Annotated in this window: 12 protein-coding genes; 7 read left to right on the top strand and 5 right to left on the bottom strand. The window is 65.5% G+C overall.

Going from position 1 to position 18078, the window contains the following annotated elements; genetic code table 11:
- Both F2P45_RS28710 and F2P45_RS28715 read left to right on the top strand, forming a co-directional pair.
- Positions 1-269: transposase (locus F2P45_RS28710; protein WP_187367243.1), on the top strand; the 269-nt coding region annotated here is incomplete at its 5' end.
- A gap of 342 nt (positions 270-611) precedes the next feature.
- On the top strand, positions 612-3011 hold the full coding sequence (locus tag F2P45_RS28715; protein WP_166881637.1) for a penicillin acylase family protein: 2400 nt from the start codon (positions 612-614) through the stop codon (positions 3009-3011).
- Positions 3012-3142: 131 nt separating this feature from the next.
- On the opposite strand, the gene F2P45_RS28720 is transcribed toward F2P45_RS28715, so the two are convergent.
- The 3 genes from F2P45_RS28720 to F2P45_RS28730 all read right to left on the bottom strand — a co-directional run bounded on the left by F2P45_RS28720 (position 3143) and on the right by F2P45_RS28730 (position 9140).
- Positions 3143-5248: a putative bifunctional diguanylate cyclase/phosphodiesterase gene (locus F2P45_RS28720; RefSeq protein WP_166881638.1), complete on the bottom strand. Its 2106-nt coding sequence runs from the start codon at positions 5246-5248 to the stop codon at positions 3143-3145.
- A gap of 2 nt (positions 5249-5250) precedes the next feature.
- Positions 5251-8181, bottom strand: coding sequence for a response regulator (locus tag F2P45_RS28725; RefSeq protein ID WP_166881639.1), 2931 nt, complete (start codon positions 8179-8181; stop codon positions 5251-5253).
- 206 nt (positions 8182-8387) lie between these two features.
- Positions 8388-9140 (bottom strand): hypothetical protein, encoded by a 753-nt coding sequence (locus F2P45_RS28730; RefSeq protein WP_166881640.1) that lies wholly within the window; start codon positions 9138-9140, stop codon positions 8388-8390.
- Between the two features lie 227 nt (positions 9141-9367).
- Here F2P45_RS28730 and F2P45_RS28735 point away from each other — a divergent pair, with 227 nt between their 5' ends.
- The gene (locus F2P45_RS28735; protein WP_187367244.1) at positions 9368-9997 is read left to right on the top strand and encodes a hypothetical protein; all 630 of its coding nucleotides are present in this window, start codon (positions 9368-9370) and stop codon (positions 9995-9997) included.
- 74 nt (positions 9998-10071) lie between these two features.
- Here F2P45_RS28735 and F2P45_RS28740 read toward each other — a convergent pair whose 3' ends face one another.
- Both F2P45_RS28740 and F2P45_RS28745 read right to left on the bottom strand, forming a co-directional pair.
- A complete protein-coding gene (locus tag F2P45_RS28740) occupies positions 10072-10299 on the bottom strand; it encodes a YbdD/YjiX family protein (RefSeq protein WP_229505356.1) in 228 nt (75 codons plus the stop codon).
- Positions 10296-12359 carry a carbon starvation CstA family protein gene (locus tag F2P45_RS28745; RefSeq protein ID WP_166881641.1) on the bottom strand — a complete coding sequence of 688 codons (2064 nt, stop codon included), beginning with the start codon at positions 12357-12359 and terminating at the stop codon, positions 10296-10298. The genes F2P45_RS28740 and F2P45_RS28745 overlap by 4 nt, the downstream gene beginning before the upstream one ends.
- 216 nt (positions 12360-12575) lie before the next feature.
- Here F2P45_RS28745 and F2P45_RS28750 point away from each other — a divergent pair, with 216 nt between their 5' ends.
- The 4 genes from F2P45_RS28750 (at position 12576) to F2P45_RS28765 (ending at position 17947) form a co-directional block, all read left to right on the top strand.
- Positions 12576-13955: a cache domain-containing protein gene (locus F2P45_RS28750; RefSeq protein WP_166881642.1), complete on the top strand. Its 1380-nt coding sequence runs from the start codon at positions 12576-12578 to the stop codon at positions 13953-13955.
- Positions 13952-14584 carry a response regulator transcription factor gene (locus F2P45_RS28755; protein WP_166881643.1) on the top strand — a complete coding sequence of 211 codons (633 nt, stop codon included), beginning with the start codon at positions 13952-13954 and terminating at the stop codon, positions 14582-14584. The genes F2P45_RS28750 and F2P45_RS28755 overlap by 4 nt, the downstream gene beginning before the upstream one ends.
- A gap of 119 nt (positions 14585-14703) precedes the next feature.
- A complete protein-coding gene (locus F2P45_RS28760) occupies positions 14704-15897 on the top strand; it encodes an HDOD domain-containing protein (RefSeq protein WP_166881644.1) in 1194 nt (397 codons plus the stop codon).
- A 1-nt stretch (position 15898) separates the two neighbouring features.
- Positions 15899-17947 carry a putative bifunctional diguanylate cyclase/phosphodiesterase gene (locus F2P45_RS28765; RefSeq protein ID WP_166881645.1) on the top strand — a complete coding sequence of 683 codons (2049 nt, stop codon included), beginning with the start codon at positions 15899-15901 and terminating at the stop codon, positions 17945-17947.
- The last annotated feature ends 131 nt before the right edge of the window (positions 17948-18078 follow it).

The following is an 18078-nucleotide window of genomic DNA, read 5'->3' on the forward strand; positions in this document are numbered from 1 at the left end:
TCGCCAATTGCATGCGCTTGTTGCTGCACGCGGCGGCCTACATTCTGCATCAGCAACTGCGTACCGAAGGGCTACGGTATACCGCGCTGTCGCAGGCGCAGCCATCAACGGTCATTGCCAAACTGTTCAAAATCGCCGTGCAGGTCAGGCAGTACAAGAACAAGATCGTTTTACATTTACCAAGTGCTTGTCCACTCAAAGATTCGCTGTGGACGTTGACCGAACGACTGCGTTTGGCAACGCCGGCCAGGTCCTTAAACTCGTCCTGAGTAATGCACGTCCGGTCAGCCGAGAATTGACCACTCCGTCGCCAACATCAACCCCATACCGCAACATTTGATATCCCGATCGATCGGGTAGGGCGACTATTGCCCGCGACACCGTGATTGTCACCAAGGAGCTCATACATCGCCGGACCAGGACTGCGGTAGCAGTTTATGAAACATTCAGGCTAGCTTAAAAGGGCCGCAGGGAAGGGGCGTGATCCAGATCAAAGCGCTCCGGGGAACCTCTTAGTTGTTCTAGTCTCGTCGCGGGCGAGCGCCAACAATGTTTGCGCCGATCATGATTTATCTGGCAAGATGCTTTGCGAAATCAATTCGGGGAACGTTATGCCTACGCGTGGAATCAAAGTCTGGTCGTTGCGGCTGCTGTCCGGCCTTGTTGTCCTGCTGGTGCTGGCCGCGCTCGCCGTGTGGCTGTACCTGCGCGCCAGCCTGGCCCGGCTCGATGGCGAGGTCCGGGCGCCCGGCCTGTCGGCCCCGGTGACGGTGGCGCGCGATGCGCGTGGGGTGCCGCTGATCAGCGGCCAGCGCCGCGCCGATGTGGCCTACGCCACCGGCTTCGTGCATGCGCAGGAACGCTTCTTCCAGATGGATTTGCTGCGCCGCGTGGGCGCGGGCGAGCTGTCCGAACTGTTCGGCGCGCGCGCCTTGCCGCGCGACCGCGCCAACCGCCTGCACCGCTTCCGCGCGCGCGTGGCCGCCTCGCTCAAGCTGCTCAATCCCGCCGACCGCCTGCTGCTCGAGCGCTACGTGGCCGGCGTCAATGCCGGCCTCGATTCGCTCGGCGCCAACCCGTTCGAATACGCCCTGATGGGCGTCAAGCCGCGTCCCTGGACCGTCGACGATTCGCTGCTGGTGGTCTGTGCGATGTACTTCGACCTGCAAGGCACGGTCGAACCGCGCGAACTGACGCGCGGCTGGATCCGCGACCACAGCGACGCCGCCCAACTCGCCTTCCTGCTGCCCGACGCCAGCAAGTGGGACGCACCGCTCGATGCCGCCGCCGTCGTTTTCGAGCAGGCGCCGATCCCGCCCGCACCGCCGGCGTGGTGGGGCAAGCCGCGCAAGGCGGATGCGACCAGGCTGGCCTCGGCCGACTTCATCGATTCGGTCGGCAGCAACAACTGGGCCGTGGCCGGCAGCCGCAGCAAGGATGGCGTGGCCATCGTCTCCGACGACATGCATCTGGGCCTGTCGCTGCCCAACACCTGGTACCGCCTGGCGATCCAGTATCCCGACGCCACAGGCGCGCCACGGCGCATCGTCGGCGTCACCCTGCCGGGCGCGCCGCCGGTCATCATCGCCGGCAGCAACGGGCGCGTGGCCTGGGGCTATACCAACAGCTACGCCGACCTGCTCGACCTGGTGATGCTGGGCCAGGACGCGCAGCGCCCGGGCGAGGTGCGCACCCCGGCCGGCTGGGAAAAGCCGGTCGCCGTGGTCGAAACCATCCTGGTCAAGGGCGCGCCCGCCGAACGGATGACGGTGTACGAAACCTCGCTCGGGCCGCTGCGCGAAACCGGCGGCAAGCCGTACGCCATCCACTGGCTGGCGCATGCACCGGCCTCGCTCAACCTGCATCCGATCCGGCTCGAAACGGTCGATACGCTCGATCAAGCGCTGGCGGTTGCGGCCACCATCGGCATCCCGTCGCAGAATTTCGTGGGCGGCGACGACAAGGGCAATATCGGCTGGACCATCTCCGGTGCGCTGCCGCGCCGCGGCCAGCCGGGCAGCGGCGCGACCTTTCCGCTGCCTGTGGACGGCGGCCAGGCAACGTTCGACGGCGCGCTGGCGCCGAGCGATTATCCGCGCGTGGTGAACCCGCCCGGCGGCCAGCTGTCGACCGCGAATGCGCGCCAGCTGAATGGCCCGGGTGCGCAGATCCTCGGCGACGGCGGTTTCGATATCGGCGCGCGCAACCGCCAGATACGCGATGCGCTGGCCGCGCTGGGACCGGCGACCGACGTGGCGGGCGTGTATGGCGTGGCGCTCGACGACCGCGCGCTGTTCGTGGCGCCGTGGCGCGAGCGCGCGATCAAGGTGCTCGATGCGCAGGCGCTGCAAGGCAAGCCGCAGCGCGCGCAGTTCCTGGATCTGTTGAACAAGAGCTGGAGCGGGCGCGCCAGCGTGGACTCAGTCGGCTACCGGCTCGCGCGCCATTTTCTGTGGGCGCTCGGCGATGTGCTGTTCGGGGGCGTCAACGGCGACCTGGCGGAACTTCATCCCAAGTCGAGCATGGCGCTGGCGACATCGCGCTGGCCGGAGGTGGTCGCGCGCTTGCTCGACGAGCAGCCTGCGGCCTGGCTGCCGCCGGGGCATGCGACCTGGCAGTCGGTGCAGCTGGCGGCCATCGACCGGGTGATGGCCGAACTGGCGGCCGATGGCCTGCCGTTGGAAAAGGCGACCTGGGGCGAGCGCAACACGGCCGCGATTTCGCATCCGATCGCGGCGGCGGTGCCGCTGCTGGCGCGGTCGCTGAGCGCAGCGCCGGACATGCTGCCGGGAGACGCCAACATGCCGCGCGTGTCGGGCAAAAATTTCGGCCAGTCGCAGCGCTTGACGGTCTCGCCGGGGAAGGAAGAGCAGGGCGTGTTCAACATGCCGGGTGGGCAGAGCGGGCATCCGCTGTCGCCGTACTTTTTGGATGGGCACGCCGAGTGGGTGGCGGGGACGCCGACGCCGCTGCTGCCGGGGGCGGCGCGGCATACCTTGACGTTTAAGTAGACCCGTCGTCCCCGCGCAGGCGGGGACCCAAGTTCGTCGATGAGCCTCCTACTGCGGCACGAAATTGGGTCCCCGCCTGCGCGGGGACGACGGCTCTGAAGGTAGCGACTTAAAGATGCAGTGCCCTCGCTCTACTTCATCGCCAGCGCCAGCACCCCGGCCTTGTTGAGCATCAGCGTAATCGACTCGTGCGGCGAGGGGTGTCCCAGATAGAACCCCTGCACCAGATCGCAGCCGTACTCCTCCAGCAGCACCAGCTGTTCATCGGTCTCCACGCCCTCGGCCACCACCACCATCTTCAAGCCGTGCGCCATGGCGATGATGGCGCGCGTGATGGCGGCGTTCTCCGAATCCTGCGGCAGCCCGCAGATAAAGCTCTTGTCGATCTTGAGCGCCCGCACATCGAAGCGCTTGAGGTAGTTCATCGACGAATACCCGGTCCCGAAATCGTCGATCGACAGGTACACGCCGATCCCGCGCAGTTGTTCGAGCGTCGCCATGGTCGCCTTGGCGTCGTCCATCAGCGTGCCTTCGGTCAGTTCCAGCTCCAGCATCTTCGGATCGAGCCCCGAGTCGTGCAGCGCCGAGAGCACGATCTGGGTCAGGTTTTCATCCTTGAACTGCTTGGCCGATAGATTGACCGCCATGCGGATCGACTGCCCGGTCGCCTTTTGCCAGGCCTTGGTCTGGTTGCAGGCGGTGCGCAGCACCCATTCGCCGATCGGCACGATCAAACCGGTTTCCTCGGCCAGCGGAATGAACTCGGTGGGCGAAATGATGCCGCGTTCCGGATGGCGCCAGCGCACCAGCGCTTCGACGCCGACAATCCCGGACGAAGCCACGTCGATCTGCGGCTGGTACAGCAGGTACAGCTCTTCGTTGCGCAGCGCCTTGCGCAGGCCGACTTCCAGCTTCACGTGGCTCATGATCTGCATCGTCAGCGACGAACTGTATAACTTGGCGTTGTTCTTGCCGCAGTTCTTGGCGTGGTACATGGCGGTGTCGGCGAACTTGAGCAGCGAATCGCAGTCGTCGCCGTCTTCCGGGAACAGCGAGATGCCGATGCTGGCCGTGACAAAAATCTCGTGCCCTTCGATCAGGAAGGGCCGCCGCATCGCTTCCTTGACCCGGTGCGCCACATTGAGCGCGTTCTCGACCCGTTCCAGGTCGGGAATCAGGATCGTGAATTCGTCGCCGCCCAGGCGCGCCAGGTTATGCGACTGGTCCCCGCGCGAGACCAGGTCGCTCGGGCGGATGGTTTCGCGCAGCCGCTCCGAGACGATCTTGAGCAGATGGTCGCCCACGTTGTGGCCCAGGGTGTCGTTGATGCGCTTGAAAGCGTCCAGGTCCATGAACAGCACCGCGAATTTCTTCTTGCCGACCTTGGAGCGGTGCAGTTCGCGCTCGAGCGTCTCCAGGAACGCCTGGCGGTTGGGAATGCCGGTCAGGCTGTCGCAGTAGGCCAGGCGGCGGATCTGTTCTTCGGTGCGGCGCCGTTCGCTGATGTCGCGCACCAGGCCAAGCACTTCGTCGGGACCGGTGGCGACCAGGCGCGCTTCGAAGTGCTGCACCATGCCGAAGCTGGCCAGTTCATATTCGACCGAGCGCACATGCTGGGTATCGAGCACGCAGTGCATCTGTTCGAGCAGGCGTTCGGCGATGTCGCGCGGGAGTACTTCGGTGATGTGCTTGCCCACGCACAGCTCCGCCGGAATGGCGGCCGAGGCGTCGTGGCCCTGTTCGTAATCGAGATACACGCCATCTTTGCCGAGCCGGAAAAAGGTGTCCGGAATGGCGGCCAGCACCGCGCGGTTGTGGGCGTCGGCGATGCGCAGCCGCACGATGGCATCGCTGGCGCGCAGCACGTACAGCACGCGGTGCCCCAGGATCGGCCAGTTGATCGGCTTCGACACGAAATCGGTGGCGCCGGCCTCGTAGGCATTGGTGACCGCTTCGATGTCGTCGCCGCCGGTGACCATGATGATCGGCACCGGCGCGCCGGTCTCGATGCGGCGGATCTCGCGGCAGGCCGAAAAGCCGTCCATGTTCGGCATGTCGACGTCGAGCAGGATCAGGTCCGGCGCCATGCTCTGGTAGAGGGCCAGTGCCTGCAGCCCGTCCTCCGCTTCGATCGCGTCCAGTCCGACCTGGCCCAGCATTTCGAGCATCAGCAGGCGCATGACCGGATCGTCGTCCGCCACCAGGACAACGCCGCGTTTGATTGGGGTAGCAGCCATTTTCAGTGTTCCTTCTCTAGGAGGGCATGCAGCGAGTGGCACACGGCCTGGAATTCCCGCTCCATGTCGGTAAGGATGCCGGACGCGCCTTCGGTGGTATCGGTGCGGCCCAGCGTTTCCATGTCTTTGCACATCTGCGCCAGCGTCTCGGCGCCGACGTTGGCGCTGCTCGACTTGAGACTGTGCGCGATCTTGCGCAGGTTGCCGGGATCGACTCCGGCAATGGCCTGGCGCAGCGTCTTGAGGTGCTGCGGCGTGTCGTCGACGTAGGCGGCGACCACGCGCTGCACCAGCGCGTCGCCGCGCTCCTTGCTCAACGCCCGGATGTTCTCCAGCGCGTGACGGTTGATGACGTCGCGCTGCGGCGCGCCTTCGCGCAGCACGGCGCCGTGCGCGGGCGAGGCCAGCGCGGCCGGCGCTGGCCGCGGTGCGGGCGGTGGCGGCACGGACGGCGCGGACGGCGCGGACGGCGCGGGCGGCGCTGGCGGTGGCGGTGCGCGACGCTCGTCGTGATGGGCGCTGGCCGGCAGCGGCAGGGTGATCCAGCGGCCGATCACGGTGGCCAGTTCCTGCTGCGTGAACGGTTTGCTCAGGTAGTCGTCCATCCCGGCCGCCAGGCACGCTTCCTGGTCGCCCTGCAGCGCGTTGGCGGTGATCGCGATGATCGGCAGGGTGCGCGCGCGTCCGCATTCGCGCTCGTGGCGGCGGATTTCGGCGGTGGCCGCAAAGCCGTCCATCACCGGCATCTGGCAATCCATCAGCACCACGTCGTAGCCGTCGGTGCGGGCGGCGGCCAGCGCTTCGGCGCCGTTGCGGGCGCAGTACACGCCCAGGCCGAGCGAGTCGAGCATGGCGGTCGCCACCTCGACGTTGACCGGATTGTCTTCGGCCAGCAGCACGCGCTGGCGGCGCAGCTTGCGCCCGGCCGGCGTGAGCGGCGCGCGTGCCGGCGCCAGCGAAGAGGGCGCCAGTGCGCTCGCCGGTTTGCCGCGCGGGCGCGTCATGATGCATTCGAACAGATCGGCCGCGCGCGCCGGTTTGATCAGCTGGTAGGCCACGCCGGCTTCGCGCCGCTGCACCGGATCGGCCGCCAGCCGGTTGTCGCTGATGAGCATGATGCGGGTGGCGCTGGTGGCCGGGTCGCCCTTGATGCCGGCCGCCAGCGACAGGCCGCTGGTGCGCTCCAGGTCCATGTCGATGATCGCCACTTCGTACGGGCGTCCGGCGCGCGCCGCCTCCAGCAGGCGGTCGACCGCGTCCGCCGCCGACACGGCGCTGTCGCTGGCCACCTGCCACTCGGCCAGCTGGCGTTCGAGACTGGCGCGGCTGCCGGCCTGCTGGTCGACGATCAGCACGCGCATGCCTTCGGTCATGCGCAGGCTGGCATCGAGCATGTTCGGGTCGACCCGGCGCTTGTCGAAGCTGACCGTGAACCAGAAAATCGAGCCCTGGGGCGAGGCGTTGTCGACGCCGATCTTGCCGCCCATGAGTTCGACGAGCTGGCGCGAGATGGCCAGGCCCAGGCCGGTGCCGCCGTACTTGCGCGTGGTCGAGCTGTCGGCCTGCGAAAAGGCGTCGAAGATCCGGCTGCGCGCCTCGCGCGAGACGCCGATGCCGGTGTCGTGCACCTCGAAGCGCAGGCCGACGCTGGCGCCGTCTTCGGTTTCGACGACCACCTTGGCCAGGATCTGGCCGCGGTCGGTGAACTTGAGCGCGTTGCCGATCAGGTTGGCCATGATCTGGCGCAGGCGGTTGGGGTCGCCGCAGATGGCGATCGGGATATCGTTGGCGATCGCAAAGTCGAGCGCGATGCCCTTGGTCTGCGCTTGCGGGGTGTAGATGGTGTTGATGTCGTCGAGCAAGTCCCACAGATTGAAATTGATGTACTCGATCGACAGCTTGCCGGCCTCGATCTTGGAAAAATCGAGGATGTCGTTGATGATCACCAACAGGTGCTCGCCGGAACGCTTGACCAGCTTGGTGTAGTTGCGCTGGGTATCGTTCAGCGAGGTGCTGAGCAGCATTTCGGTCATGCCCAGCACGCCATTCATGGGAGTGCGGATTTCGTGGCTCATGGTGGCCAGGAAGGCGCTCTTGGCGCGGCTGGCGGCCTCGGCGGCGTTCTTGGCCTTTTCCAGCTGCTCGGTGCGCACGCTGACCTGGCGTTCGAGTTCGTCGCGGTGGTGGGTGAGGGCGGCGCCGCGTCCTTCGATCTGGGCCAGCATGGCGTTGAAGCTGTCGATCAGCGAGCCCATCTCGTCGGTGCGCTCGTGCGCGATGCGCAAGTTGTAGTTCTGGCTGGCCGACACCTTTTGCGCCGCGTTGATGAGTTTGGCGACCGGGTCGGCGATGCTGGCCTTGAAGCGGCTCGCCAGCATCAGCGACATCAGCAGCGAGCCACCCATGGCGCAGGCGATGATGCCCAGGCTTTTCAGGATGTCGAGCCACATCAGGGTCAGGTCGGCTTCGATCATCACGATGCCGACCTGGTAGTTGGCGTTGATGACGGGGCGGTACAGGCGCATGCGGCTGGACCAGAAGCGGCTGCCCTGGCGGCTCGCTTCGGCCAGCACGTCTTCGTCCAGGTTCATTTCGGGCGCGCTCGGTTCCGGTTCGGCCTGGCCGCTGCGGACATAGCGGGCAAACAGTTTGCCTTTGCGGTCGAACAAGACCGCGCTCGATATTTCGACCTTGGCCTTGAGCGCGGACAAGGTGGCGGTGGCTTGGTCGCGGTCGTTGAACATCAGCGCGTCGACGCTGTTGGTGCCGATCACGCCGGCGAACGAGGACAGCTGCATGCCTTCGTCCTTGCGGTGGCTGAGCACGGAGGTGACGGCGAATGCGATGAAGACGAAGAACAGGGCGGTGCCGGTCGACAGGAACGAAATGATCGTCAGTTTTTTGTTCAGGCTCGAGCGTTCAAAGTTCAGCATGATGGGACGACCCGGCAAAAGAAGTTCAATGTCCGGGAAATATGTCCCGCAGGAAAAATATACGGGGATTGATTCGGGGCGACTTTGATAAGGAACAAACGTGCCGGGACGCTGTCAAAAAAAGCGACAGAACGTGTGCGGTGTTTTTTACGGGAAATGCCGGAAGCGCCGGGGTGGCGGGTGCACCCCGGGTAAGCGAGAAACGTCTATTTCAGCAGGGCCAGGAGTTGGGATAATTCGAGTTTGGCGCCCATCTTGTGTCCGGCAGCGCTCACTGTGGCGAAAGCGTCCCGCACTTCGCGTTCGCTCGGTGCCAGCGGACGCAGGCCCCTGGCGATGGCCGGCACCACCTCGCGCGTCACACGGCGGGTTTTTGCCGCCAGGATCTGCCAGAGCGACAGCGAATAGCCGATCACGAAAATGCCGAGCGCAAGCTTGTAACCGGAGCCTGGAAACAGTGCGCCGGCGACGGCCCATCCGGCCAGGGTGGCAAGCACGGCGCCAAGGATGGTATATCCGGCTTGCTTGTCCATGACGGCCGAGTTGTAGCATCGTTCCACCTTTGGCACCAGCAGCAGGAAGGGGCTCAGGATCAGCTCGCGCCTTTCTTCGGCGGAAAGCAACAAGGGGGCGTTGCTGACACGCGCCTCCAGTGCCAGGCGCTCTTGCCAGACCTCCTCAAGGTTCGGAAAAGTACTTGCCCGCAGTTCGGCCAGGGGAGCGGGGTTCTTCAAGATCTGCGTGTATTTTTTCGATTCCGTCGGAAACGGCGTCAGGCAAGACTGGCAGATGCGATCGAAACCGGCCAGGTCGCCCTTGCCGAGCGAGATGAAATACAGATGGCTGGCCCGGCCGATCCGCCTGACCAGGAACGCTTGCACCGATCTGCAGATGGGACAGAAGTCGGCAACATAGCCGAGCTTCCGATAGACATTTTTTCGACCCGAGATAACGATCATTCGTGCATTCCAAATTCGTTTTGTATTAGCTGTGTTGTATTTTACACAATTCGATATGGAAATTTCGGTTAAAGGAGATGGGCCACGGAAACGACATGCAAAAGCGGAAAGCTTACCTGTGCCGTTGTGGCATGCAAGCAGGGGTTTGCGCGCCGCGCTGGCCGACGCAAGCGAGGGGTGGGATGCGGGTATATTGACGCTGCGGCATTGACCTGGAGGCGCCCGAGATGACAACCATATTTATCGCGGGCTCAATCAAGATCAAGCATCTGCACGATGAGGTGCAGGCGCGCATCATGAATATCCTGGCGATGCAGTACGACGTCGTCGTCGGCGATGCGGGCGGCGCCGACAGTGCCATCCAGCAGTTTCTGTCCGATCAGGGCGCTGCCAGGGTCATGGTGTACTGCAGCGGTGAGCACCCGCGCAACAACATCGGCCGCTGGCCGGTGCATCAGGTCGCCACGTACCACGCCAAACGCTCGCGCGCCTGGTTCACCGCGAAGGACGTGGCGATGGCGCAAGCGGCCGACCTTGGACTGATGGTGTGGGATGGCATCAGTACCGGAACGCTGAGCAACGTCGTCGAACTGCTGGCGCGCAAGCGTAATTCGCTGGTCTTCACCAACACGGACCGGCAGTTCCATCGCATTCTGTCGGTCGACGACTTGCAGGCGCTGGTCGCCCGCATGGCCGTGGCGGCGCGCGCCAAAGCCGACACCAGCATCGACCTCTCCGCGCGCATCCAGAGCCTGCAATCGCGCCTCATGCAGGACCGCATCCTGGCGCAGCGCGCCGTGCAAGCGGGCTCGTCGACGCCCATGCCGGCCGAATGCGATTCCGCAATCCCTTCATAGCGACTGCCTGTCTGTCGGGCTGCAATCAAAAAGGGACGCCGCAGCGTCCCCTTTCCTGTGCTTTGCGCGCGCGCTCAGCAACACCCGCCGCGCTTGCCCGCGCCGCCGTAGCGCGCTTCCTGGCGCTCCCGAAAGAACGCTTCGTAGCTCATCATCGGCTGGCCCGGATGGGTCGCCTCCATATGCGCCACGTAGGTGTCGTACTCGGGCAAGCCCACCATCAGGCGCATGCTTTGCCCGAGATAGCGGCCGGCCTGGGCCAGCCCGCGCCCGGCGTCGAGCAGGTTGCCGAACATGCTCATGCGGGCTTGGCCGCGTTGGCGACGAACGGGGTTTCCATCGAACTTGGCGCAGCAATGGCGCGCGCCTTGAGCACCGTGCGCGCGCCGAACACCAGCACCGACAGCACCACGAACATGAAAAAGCCCGCCAGCGACGCGTCCAGGTAATCGTTGAAGACGATCTGGTGCATCTGCGCCATCGACTTGGCCGGCGCCAGCACCACGCCCTGGTCGATCGCGGCCTGGAACTTTTGCGCGTGCGCCACGAAACCGATGCGCACGTTGTCGTGGAAAATCTTTTGCCAGCCGGCGGTCAGGGTGCAGGCCAGCAGCCAGGCGGTCGGCACCATGGTCACCCACGCGTATTTGGCGCGCTTCATCTTGAACAGCACGCAGGTGGCGAGGATCAGGGCAATTCCGGCCAGCATCTGGTTGGCGATGCCGAACAGCGGCCACAAGGTGTTGATGCCGCCCAGCGGATCGACCACGCCCTGGTACAGGAAGTAGCCCCAGGCCGCCACGCACAGCGAGGTGGCGATCAGATTGGCCGGAATCGATTCGGTGCGCTTGAGCGATGGCGCGAAGGTGCCCAGCAAGTCTTGCAGCATGAAGCGCCCGGCGCGGGTGCCGGCGTCCACCGCCGTGAGGATGAACAGGGCTTCGAACAGGATCGCGAAGTGGTACCAGAAGGCCATCATGGTCTTGCCGCCGATGACGTTCGACAGAATGTTCGCCATCCCCACCGCCAGGGTCGGCGCGCCGCCGGCGCGCGAGATGATGGTGCTTTCGCCGACATCCCTGGCGGTCTCGGTCAGCATCTCGGGCGTGATGTAGAAGCCCATCTGGGTGACCGCCGCGGCGGCCGATTCGGCCGTGGTGCCGAGGATCGCGGCCGGGCTGTTCATGGCGAAGTAGATGCCCGGCTCGATGGTCGAGGCGGCCACCAGCGCCATGATCGCGACGAACGATTCCATCAGCATCGCGCCGTAGCCGATGAAGCGCGCGTGCTGTTCGTTTTCGATCATCTTCGGCGTGGTGCCGGACGAAATGAGCGCGTGGAAACCGGATACCGCGCCGCAGGCGATGGTAATGAACAGGAAGGGGAACAGGCTGCCCGACCAGACCGGGCCGCTGCCGTCGATGAACTTGGTCACGGCCGGCATTTTGAGGTCGGGCGCGACGATCAGGATGCCGATCGCCAGGCCGACGATGGTGCCGATCTTCAGGAAGGTCGACAGGTAGTCGCGCGGCGCCAGCAGCAGCCAGACGGGAATCACCGAGGCCACGAAGCCGTAGCCGATCAGCATCCAGGTCAGTTCGGTGCCGGTGAAGGTGAACATCGGTCCCAGCACGGCGTGTTCCTGCACGTACTGGCCGCCGATAATGGCCAGCATCAGCAGCACGAAGCCGATCAGCGACACTTCGCCGATACGGCCCACGCGCACGAAGCGCGAGTACACGCCCATGAACAGGGCGATGGGAATGGTGGCCATGACGGTGAAGCTGCCCCACGGCGAGCCGGTCAGGGCCTTGACCACGATCAGCGCCAGCACGGCCAGAATGATGACCATGATCATGAAGGTGCCGAGCAGGGCGATCACGCCCGGAATGTCGCCCAGTTCCGACTTGATCAGGTCGCCCAGCGAGCGCCCGTCGCGGCGCGTGGAAATGAACAGGATGATGAAATCCTGCACCGCGCCGGCCAGCACCACGCCGGCCAGGATCCACATCATGCCGGGCAGGTAGCCCATCTGCGCGGCCAGCACCGGGCCGACCAGCGGGCCGGCGCCGGCAATCGCCGCGAAATGGTGGCCGAACAGCACATACTTATTGGTGGGAACATAGTCGAGGCCATCGTTGAACTTGTCGGCCGGGGTCTGGCGCCGGGGATCGAGTCCGAGCACCTTGTCGGCCAGAAAAGAGCTATAAAAGCGGTAAGCGATCAGGTACACGCAGACGGCGGCGGCAATGATCCAGATGGCATTGATGGCTTCGCCGCGCTTGAGCGCGATGTAGCCCAGCGCGCAGGCGCCGAAAATCGATAGCGCAGCCCAGCCGAGCTGGCTTGACAGACGTTTCATGGTGACTCCTCCAAGGTTTTTTTATCTTCCGTGCTGGCTGGACCGGTCAAGGCCGGTGCAATTCCGCACAGCGTGAATCAGTATCGAACGGGCCGGATCGCGCAGCAAGCGCAGCACTACGCAGCGCCTTACGTGTTACTACGCAGGCGGGACGGGCGCCGGCGTCGTAGAATCGTGGCTTGTTCACAAAGCCGTACGCGGCAGGCCGGGCGCGGTATGAAGTTAAGGCAAAAGGTCATCTTTCTCGCGATCACGCCGCTGATCCTGGCGCTGTGCACGATCGCCCTGTTCGTGCGCCACCAGGCCATCACCCTGGCCCAGCAGCAGCGCGATACCATCCAGCAAGCCTATTTGGCCAGCAAGGAAGCCGAACTGAAACACTACGTGGACCTGGCCACGCGCGCGGTCGCGCACCTGGCCGATTCCGGCAAGCGCGACCAGGCCACCCTGGACGAAGCCAAGCGCATCCTGTCGACCCTGAGCTACGGCGACGATGGCTATTTCTTCGTCTACGATTTCCAGGGCAACAGCCTGATGCATCCGCGCCAGCCGGAACTGGTGGGGCGCAACCTGTGGGAGATGCGCGACGTCAACGGCGAGCCGACCATCCAGCGCCTGCTCGCACGCGCCAGAGCCGGCGGCGGGCTGCAGCGCTACATCTGGGCCAAGCCGTCCATCAGCAAGCCGGCGCCGAAACTCGGCTATGTGGTGCCGCTGGAGAACTGGGGCTGGATGCTGGGCACCGGGATTTACCTCGACGATGTCGACGCCGCGCTGGCCAAGATCGACGCCCAGCAATCGCGCAATATCCAGGGCACCTTGCTGTGGATTGCGGTGCTGGCGATCGTCAGCGCGCTGGTGGTGGCCATCTCCGGGCTGGCGCTCAATATCAGCGAGCTGCGCGTGGCCGACGCCAAGCTCAAGGTGCTGGCCCAGCGCGTGGTCGAATCGCAGGAGCAGGAGCGGGCGCGCCTGTCGCGCGACCTGCACGACGGCATCAGCCAGTGGCTGGTGTCGATCAAGCTGCAGATCGAAGCGGGCGTGATCCGCCTCGGCGGCGACGCGGCCCAGCAGCACAAGGCGCGCGCCAGTTTCGAGCACACCGCCGCCCAGCTCAACGATGTGCTGGGCGAGGTGCGGCGCATTTCGCACAATCTGCGCCCGGCCATCCTCGACGACCTCGGCCTGGCCGCCGCGCTCGACCACCTGGCGCACGAAGCGACCCAGAACAGCGCGCTGCCGGTGCGTTTCATGGCGCGCGGGGTCACCGATGGCTTGCCGGACGTGGCCAACACGGTGCTGTTTCGGATCGCCCAGGAAGCGCTGACCAATATCGAGCGCCATGCGGGCGCGCGCCAGGTCGAGATCACGCTGGCGCGCACCGACGACGAGCGCAGCGTCACCCTGACCATTGCCGACGACGGCGCCGGTTTCGACGCCGCCAGCGTGGCGATCCACCCCAAGCGCGGCATCGGCCTGCGCAACATGATGGAACGGATGGACGCCATCGGCGGCCAACTGGCCATCACCTCGTCCGCGGCCGGCACCTCGGTGCAGGCCTCGGCCCCGCTTCCCCCCACAACCACGCGCTCATGACCGACAAACTCATTCACATCCTGCTGGTCGACGACCACCCCCTGGTGCGCGACGGCTTGCGCGCGCGCCTCGAAGCGGTGCCGCATTTTCGCGTGGTGGCCGAGGCCGACGGCGCCGACGACGCGCTGCGCCAGGCCGGCGAGCATGCCATCGACCTGGTGCTGATGGACATCAACATGCGCGGCATCAGCGGCATCGAGGCCAGCGCCCGTTTCCGCCAGCAGTTCCCGGCCATCGCGGTGCTGATCCTGTCCATGCACGACAAGGTCGAGTACGTCAGCCAGGCGATGCAGGCCGGCGCGCGCGGCTATGTGTTGAAAGATGCGCCGGGCAAGGATATCGTGCTCGCCATCGAGACCGTGATGGCCGGCGGTATTTACTACAGCGCCGCGCTGGCGCGCCAGCTGGCCCGCCCCAGCGTGCAAGAGAACCAGTTGTCGGCGCGCGAACAGGAAGTATTGCAGCAGCTGGCCGGCGGTCATTCCAACAAACAAATTGCGCGCACGCTCGACCTGTCGGTACGCACGGTGGAAACGCACCGCCTCAATATCAAGCGCAAACTCGGCATCGAAGGGCAGGCTGAACTGATCAGATATGCCGTGCAGCACGCACGTTTTGAAGGAAGCTAGTATCCTTCTGCTTTCCTTGCGAATAATGATGACGAACTGCTATCGCGCTACCCACGAAGTGGTTGCTTACGATCATTATCTCAACTAAGATTACCGAACCCACTAATTCAAAGATGCCGATGGCTGCCTTCGATACAACACCGTTCCCGTTGGTAGAGATGCAAGCGGTCGCCAATGCGCAAAACGAGTGGCTGGCGCTGATCGTGCGCGTCGGCGGCCATGCATCCGGCGCCGCCCATGGCGCTGCCCTGCAACAGGTTTTCGGCGCGCCCGACCTGCTCACCGCCGTCGCGCCGCTCGACTGCATCGTGCCGCTCGCTTCGCCCGCGCTATTGACGCCGGCGCTGCTGGCCTTGATGCCGCCCAACCGCGTGATCTTCGCCATCGGTGCCGGCGTGCTGGCCGACCAGGCCCTGCTCAAGCAAACGCTGGCGCTGCACGACCAAGGCTACCGCGTGCTGCTCGACGGCCAGGCCGACGAGGGCCTCAAGCTGCCGCCCGCCTTGCGCGCGGTCGCGCTCGATTGCTGGGCCGGCTTGCCGCTGGTGCGCGGCGGTAAATACCAGGTGCTGTCGCTGTTCGGCCCGCACCTGGCGTACGGGGTCGACAGCGAGGCGCGCTTCGCCGACTGCACCGAGGCCGGTTTCGAATGGCTGGCCGGCGACTGGCCGCTGCATCCCTCGCCGAGCGCCAAGCCGCACGACGGCACCTCGCGCAAGCGCCTGCTCGCCTTGCTGGGCCTGCTAGCGCGCGACGCCGAATCGCGCGAGCTCGAACAATTGCTCAAGCAAGACCCGGCGCTGTCCTACCATTTGCTCAAGCTGGTCAACTCGGCCGCGTTCGCCCTCAGCACCCAGATCACCAGCTTCGGCCAGGCCATCAACCTGCTCGGCCGGCGCCAGTTGCAGCGCTGGCTGCAACTGCTGCTGTATGCGCGCCAGCAGCCCGACGGCATGGCCAATCCGCTGCTGCCGCTGGCCGCCTTGCGCGCAGCCCAGCTCGAATGCCTGTGCAAGTTGCAGGGCGGCGAGCGCGAAGACCAGGATCTCGCCTTCATGACCGGTGTGTTCTCGCTGCTCGACGTGCTGTTCGGGATGTCGATGGAAGACATCGTCGGCGCGCTCGGCCTGGCGCCGGCCGCGGCCGAAGCGCTGCTGCTGCGCGAAGGGCGCCTCGGTCAACAGCTGCGTCTGGTTGAAAACGGCCTGGCGGAGCCGCAACAACTGGCCGCGCTCGGCATCGACAGCACACAATGGTGGCAAAGCCAGCTGCACGCCTATCACTGGGCGATCCAGGTCGGCAGGAACCTGTAGGATGCATGTCAGCCCCGCGACGGATTTCCTGACCAGTAGTGCCGCCCTGTGCGCCGCCGTGCTCAACCTGCGCGGGGAGCAGCTTGCGGCCGAACTCGGGCGCATCGCGCGCGCGCTGCTGGCCAGCCCGCACGGCAGCTTTGTCGCGTCCGGACAGGCGGCCGGCCAGGCGGGCGCACTGGTGCCCGGGCCGGCCGTTGCCGGTGCGGCCGCCCAGCTCGCGTGCCAGGTCGCCAGCGGCACCATCGACTACGGCCGCCTGGTGGTGAGCGGGCGCGCCGCCTACGACGAGGACGACGCGCGCCTGCTGGCCGCGCTGGCCGGGCTGGCCGCCAGCCTGCTCAAGGTCAACGACTTCGCGCTGCGCTCGACCCAGGCCTACCTCGACCTCGAAGCGGAGCTGTCGCACCAGGCCCAGATCCTCGACCAGATCCACGAGTCGGTCCTGACGATGGACCAGACCGGCTACATCACCAGCTGGAACAAGGGCGCCGAGCGCCTGTTCGGCTACAGCGCCCAGGAAGCGGTCGGGCGCAACATCCTGTTCCTGTACGCCGATGAAGACACGGCCTTTCACGATGCCTTCGTGGAGCAGGGCGGGCGCATGATGGAAGTGCGGCGCCGTAAAAAATCGGGCGAGGTATTCTGGGCCAGCCTGTCGCTCTCGCCGCTGCGCGACCGCGAGCAGCGCCCGGTCGGCCTGATCGCCTACCTGACCGATATCACCGAGCGCAAGCACGCCGAAGAACGCCTGCACCACCTGGCCTACTACGACGCCCTGACCGGCCTGCCGAACCGCAGCCTGATGGCCAAGCTGGTCGACCAGGCCTTGAGCTCGGCCCAGCGCAAGGGCGCCACCGCCTGCATCCTGTTCGTCGACCTGAACCGCTTCAAGATGTTCAACGACACCCTCGGGCGCGCCACCGGCGACGAACTGCTCAGGCAGGTGGCGCAGCGCTTCAAGCAAGTGCTGCGCGAGCAGGACGTGGTGGCGCGCCTGTCGGGCGACGAATTCGCGGTCGGCCTGTTCGACATCCGCGAGCATTTCGAAGCGACCACGGTGGCGCACAAGCTGCAGGCGGCGCTGGTCGAACCGTTCCTGATCGAAGGGCACGACCTGCGCGTGGGCGCCAGCGTCGGCATCAGCGTCTATCCGCAGGACGGGGCCGACGCCGAAGCCCTGCTGCGCGTGGCCGACATCGCCATGGCGCGCGCCAAGCTGGGCAGTGACGGCGACAGCGTCACCTTCTACAGCCGCGACATGAACCAGGGCATGCAGGAACGCATGCGCCTCGAATCGGGCCTGCGCCAGGCGCTGGCCAACGGCGAACTGCTGCTGCACTACCAGCCCAAGTTCGAGATCGGCACGCGTGCCATGGTGGGCGCCGAAGCGCTGGTGCGCTGGATCCATCCGCAGCGCGGGCTGGTGCCGCCGGCCGACTTCATTCCGCTGGCCGAAGCGACCGGCCTGATCGTCCAGCTGGGCGAATGGGTGTTAGAGGCGGCCTGCGCCCAGGCGGCGCGCTGGCAGGCGGCCGGACTGCCGCCGTTCCGCCTGGCGGTGAACGTCTCGGCGCGCGAGTTTTCGGCCGCCTTGCCGGCGCGCGTGAGCGAGACCCTGGCGCGCTACCAGCTCGATCCGTCCTGGCTGGAACTCGAAATCACCGAAAGCACCCTGATGCACGACATCGAGCGCGTGATCGCCATCATGGACCGCATCACCGCGCTCGGCGTGAGCCTGTCGCTGGACGACTTCGGCACGGGTTACTCGAGCCTGTCGTACCTGAAGCGCTTTCCGATCGACACCCTGAAGATCGACCGCTCGTTCACCACCGGCCTGCCGTTCGACAGCAACGACTGCGCCATTGCCAGCACCATCATCAGCATCGGCCGCCAGCTGCGCCACAAGGTCATCGCCGAAGGCGTGGAAACGCGCCAGCAGCTGGAGTTTTTGCGCGACGCCGGCTGCGACGAAGTGCAGGGCTATCTGTTCTCGCGTCCGCTGCCGGCGGCCGATTTCGAGGCAGCGCTGCGCGCCGGCTGGGTCTAGTGCGACCGGATTAGTCCAGGCTACTGCTTAATGCAAACGCAAGATTTCTTTCTGGACATGATTATCCGATAAAGGCATGATGTCATATCAGGCATATTGCCGGGAATGCCTTTTCGGTGTTTCAGCGTCGA

This window comes from Massilia mucilaginosa, assembly GCF_011682145.1.
GTDB lineage: Bacteria > Pseudomonadota > Gammaproteobacteria > Burkholderiales > Burkholderiaceae_D > Telluria_A > Telluria_A mucilaginosa.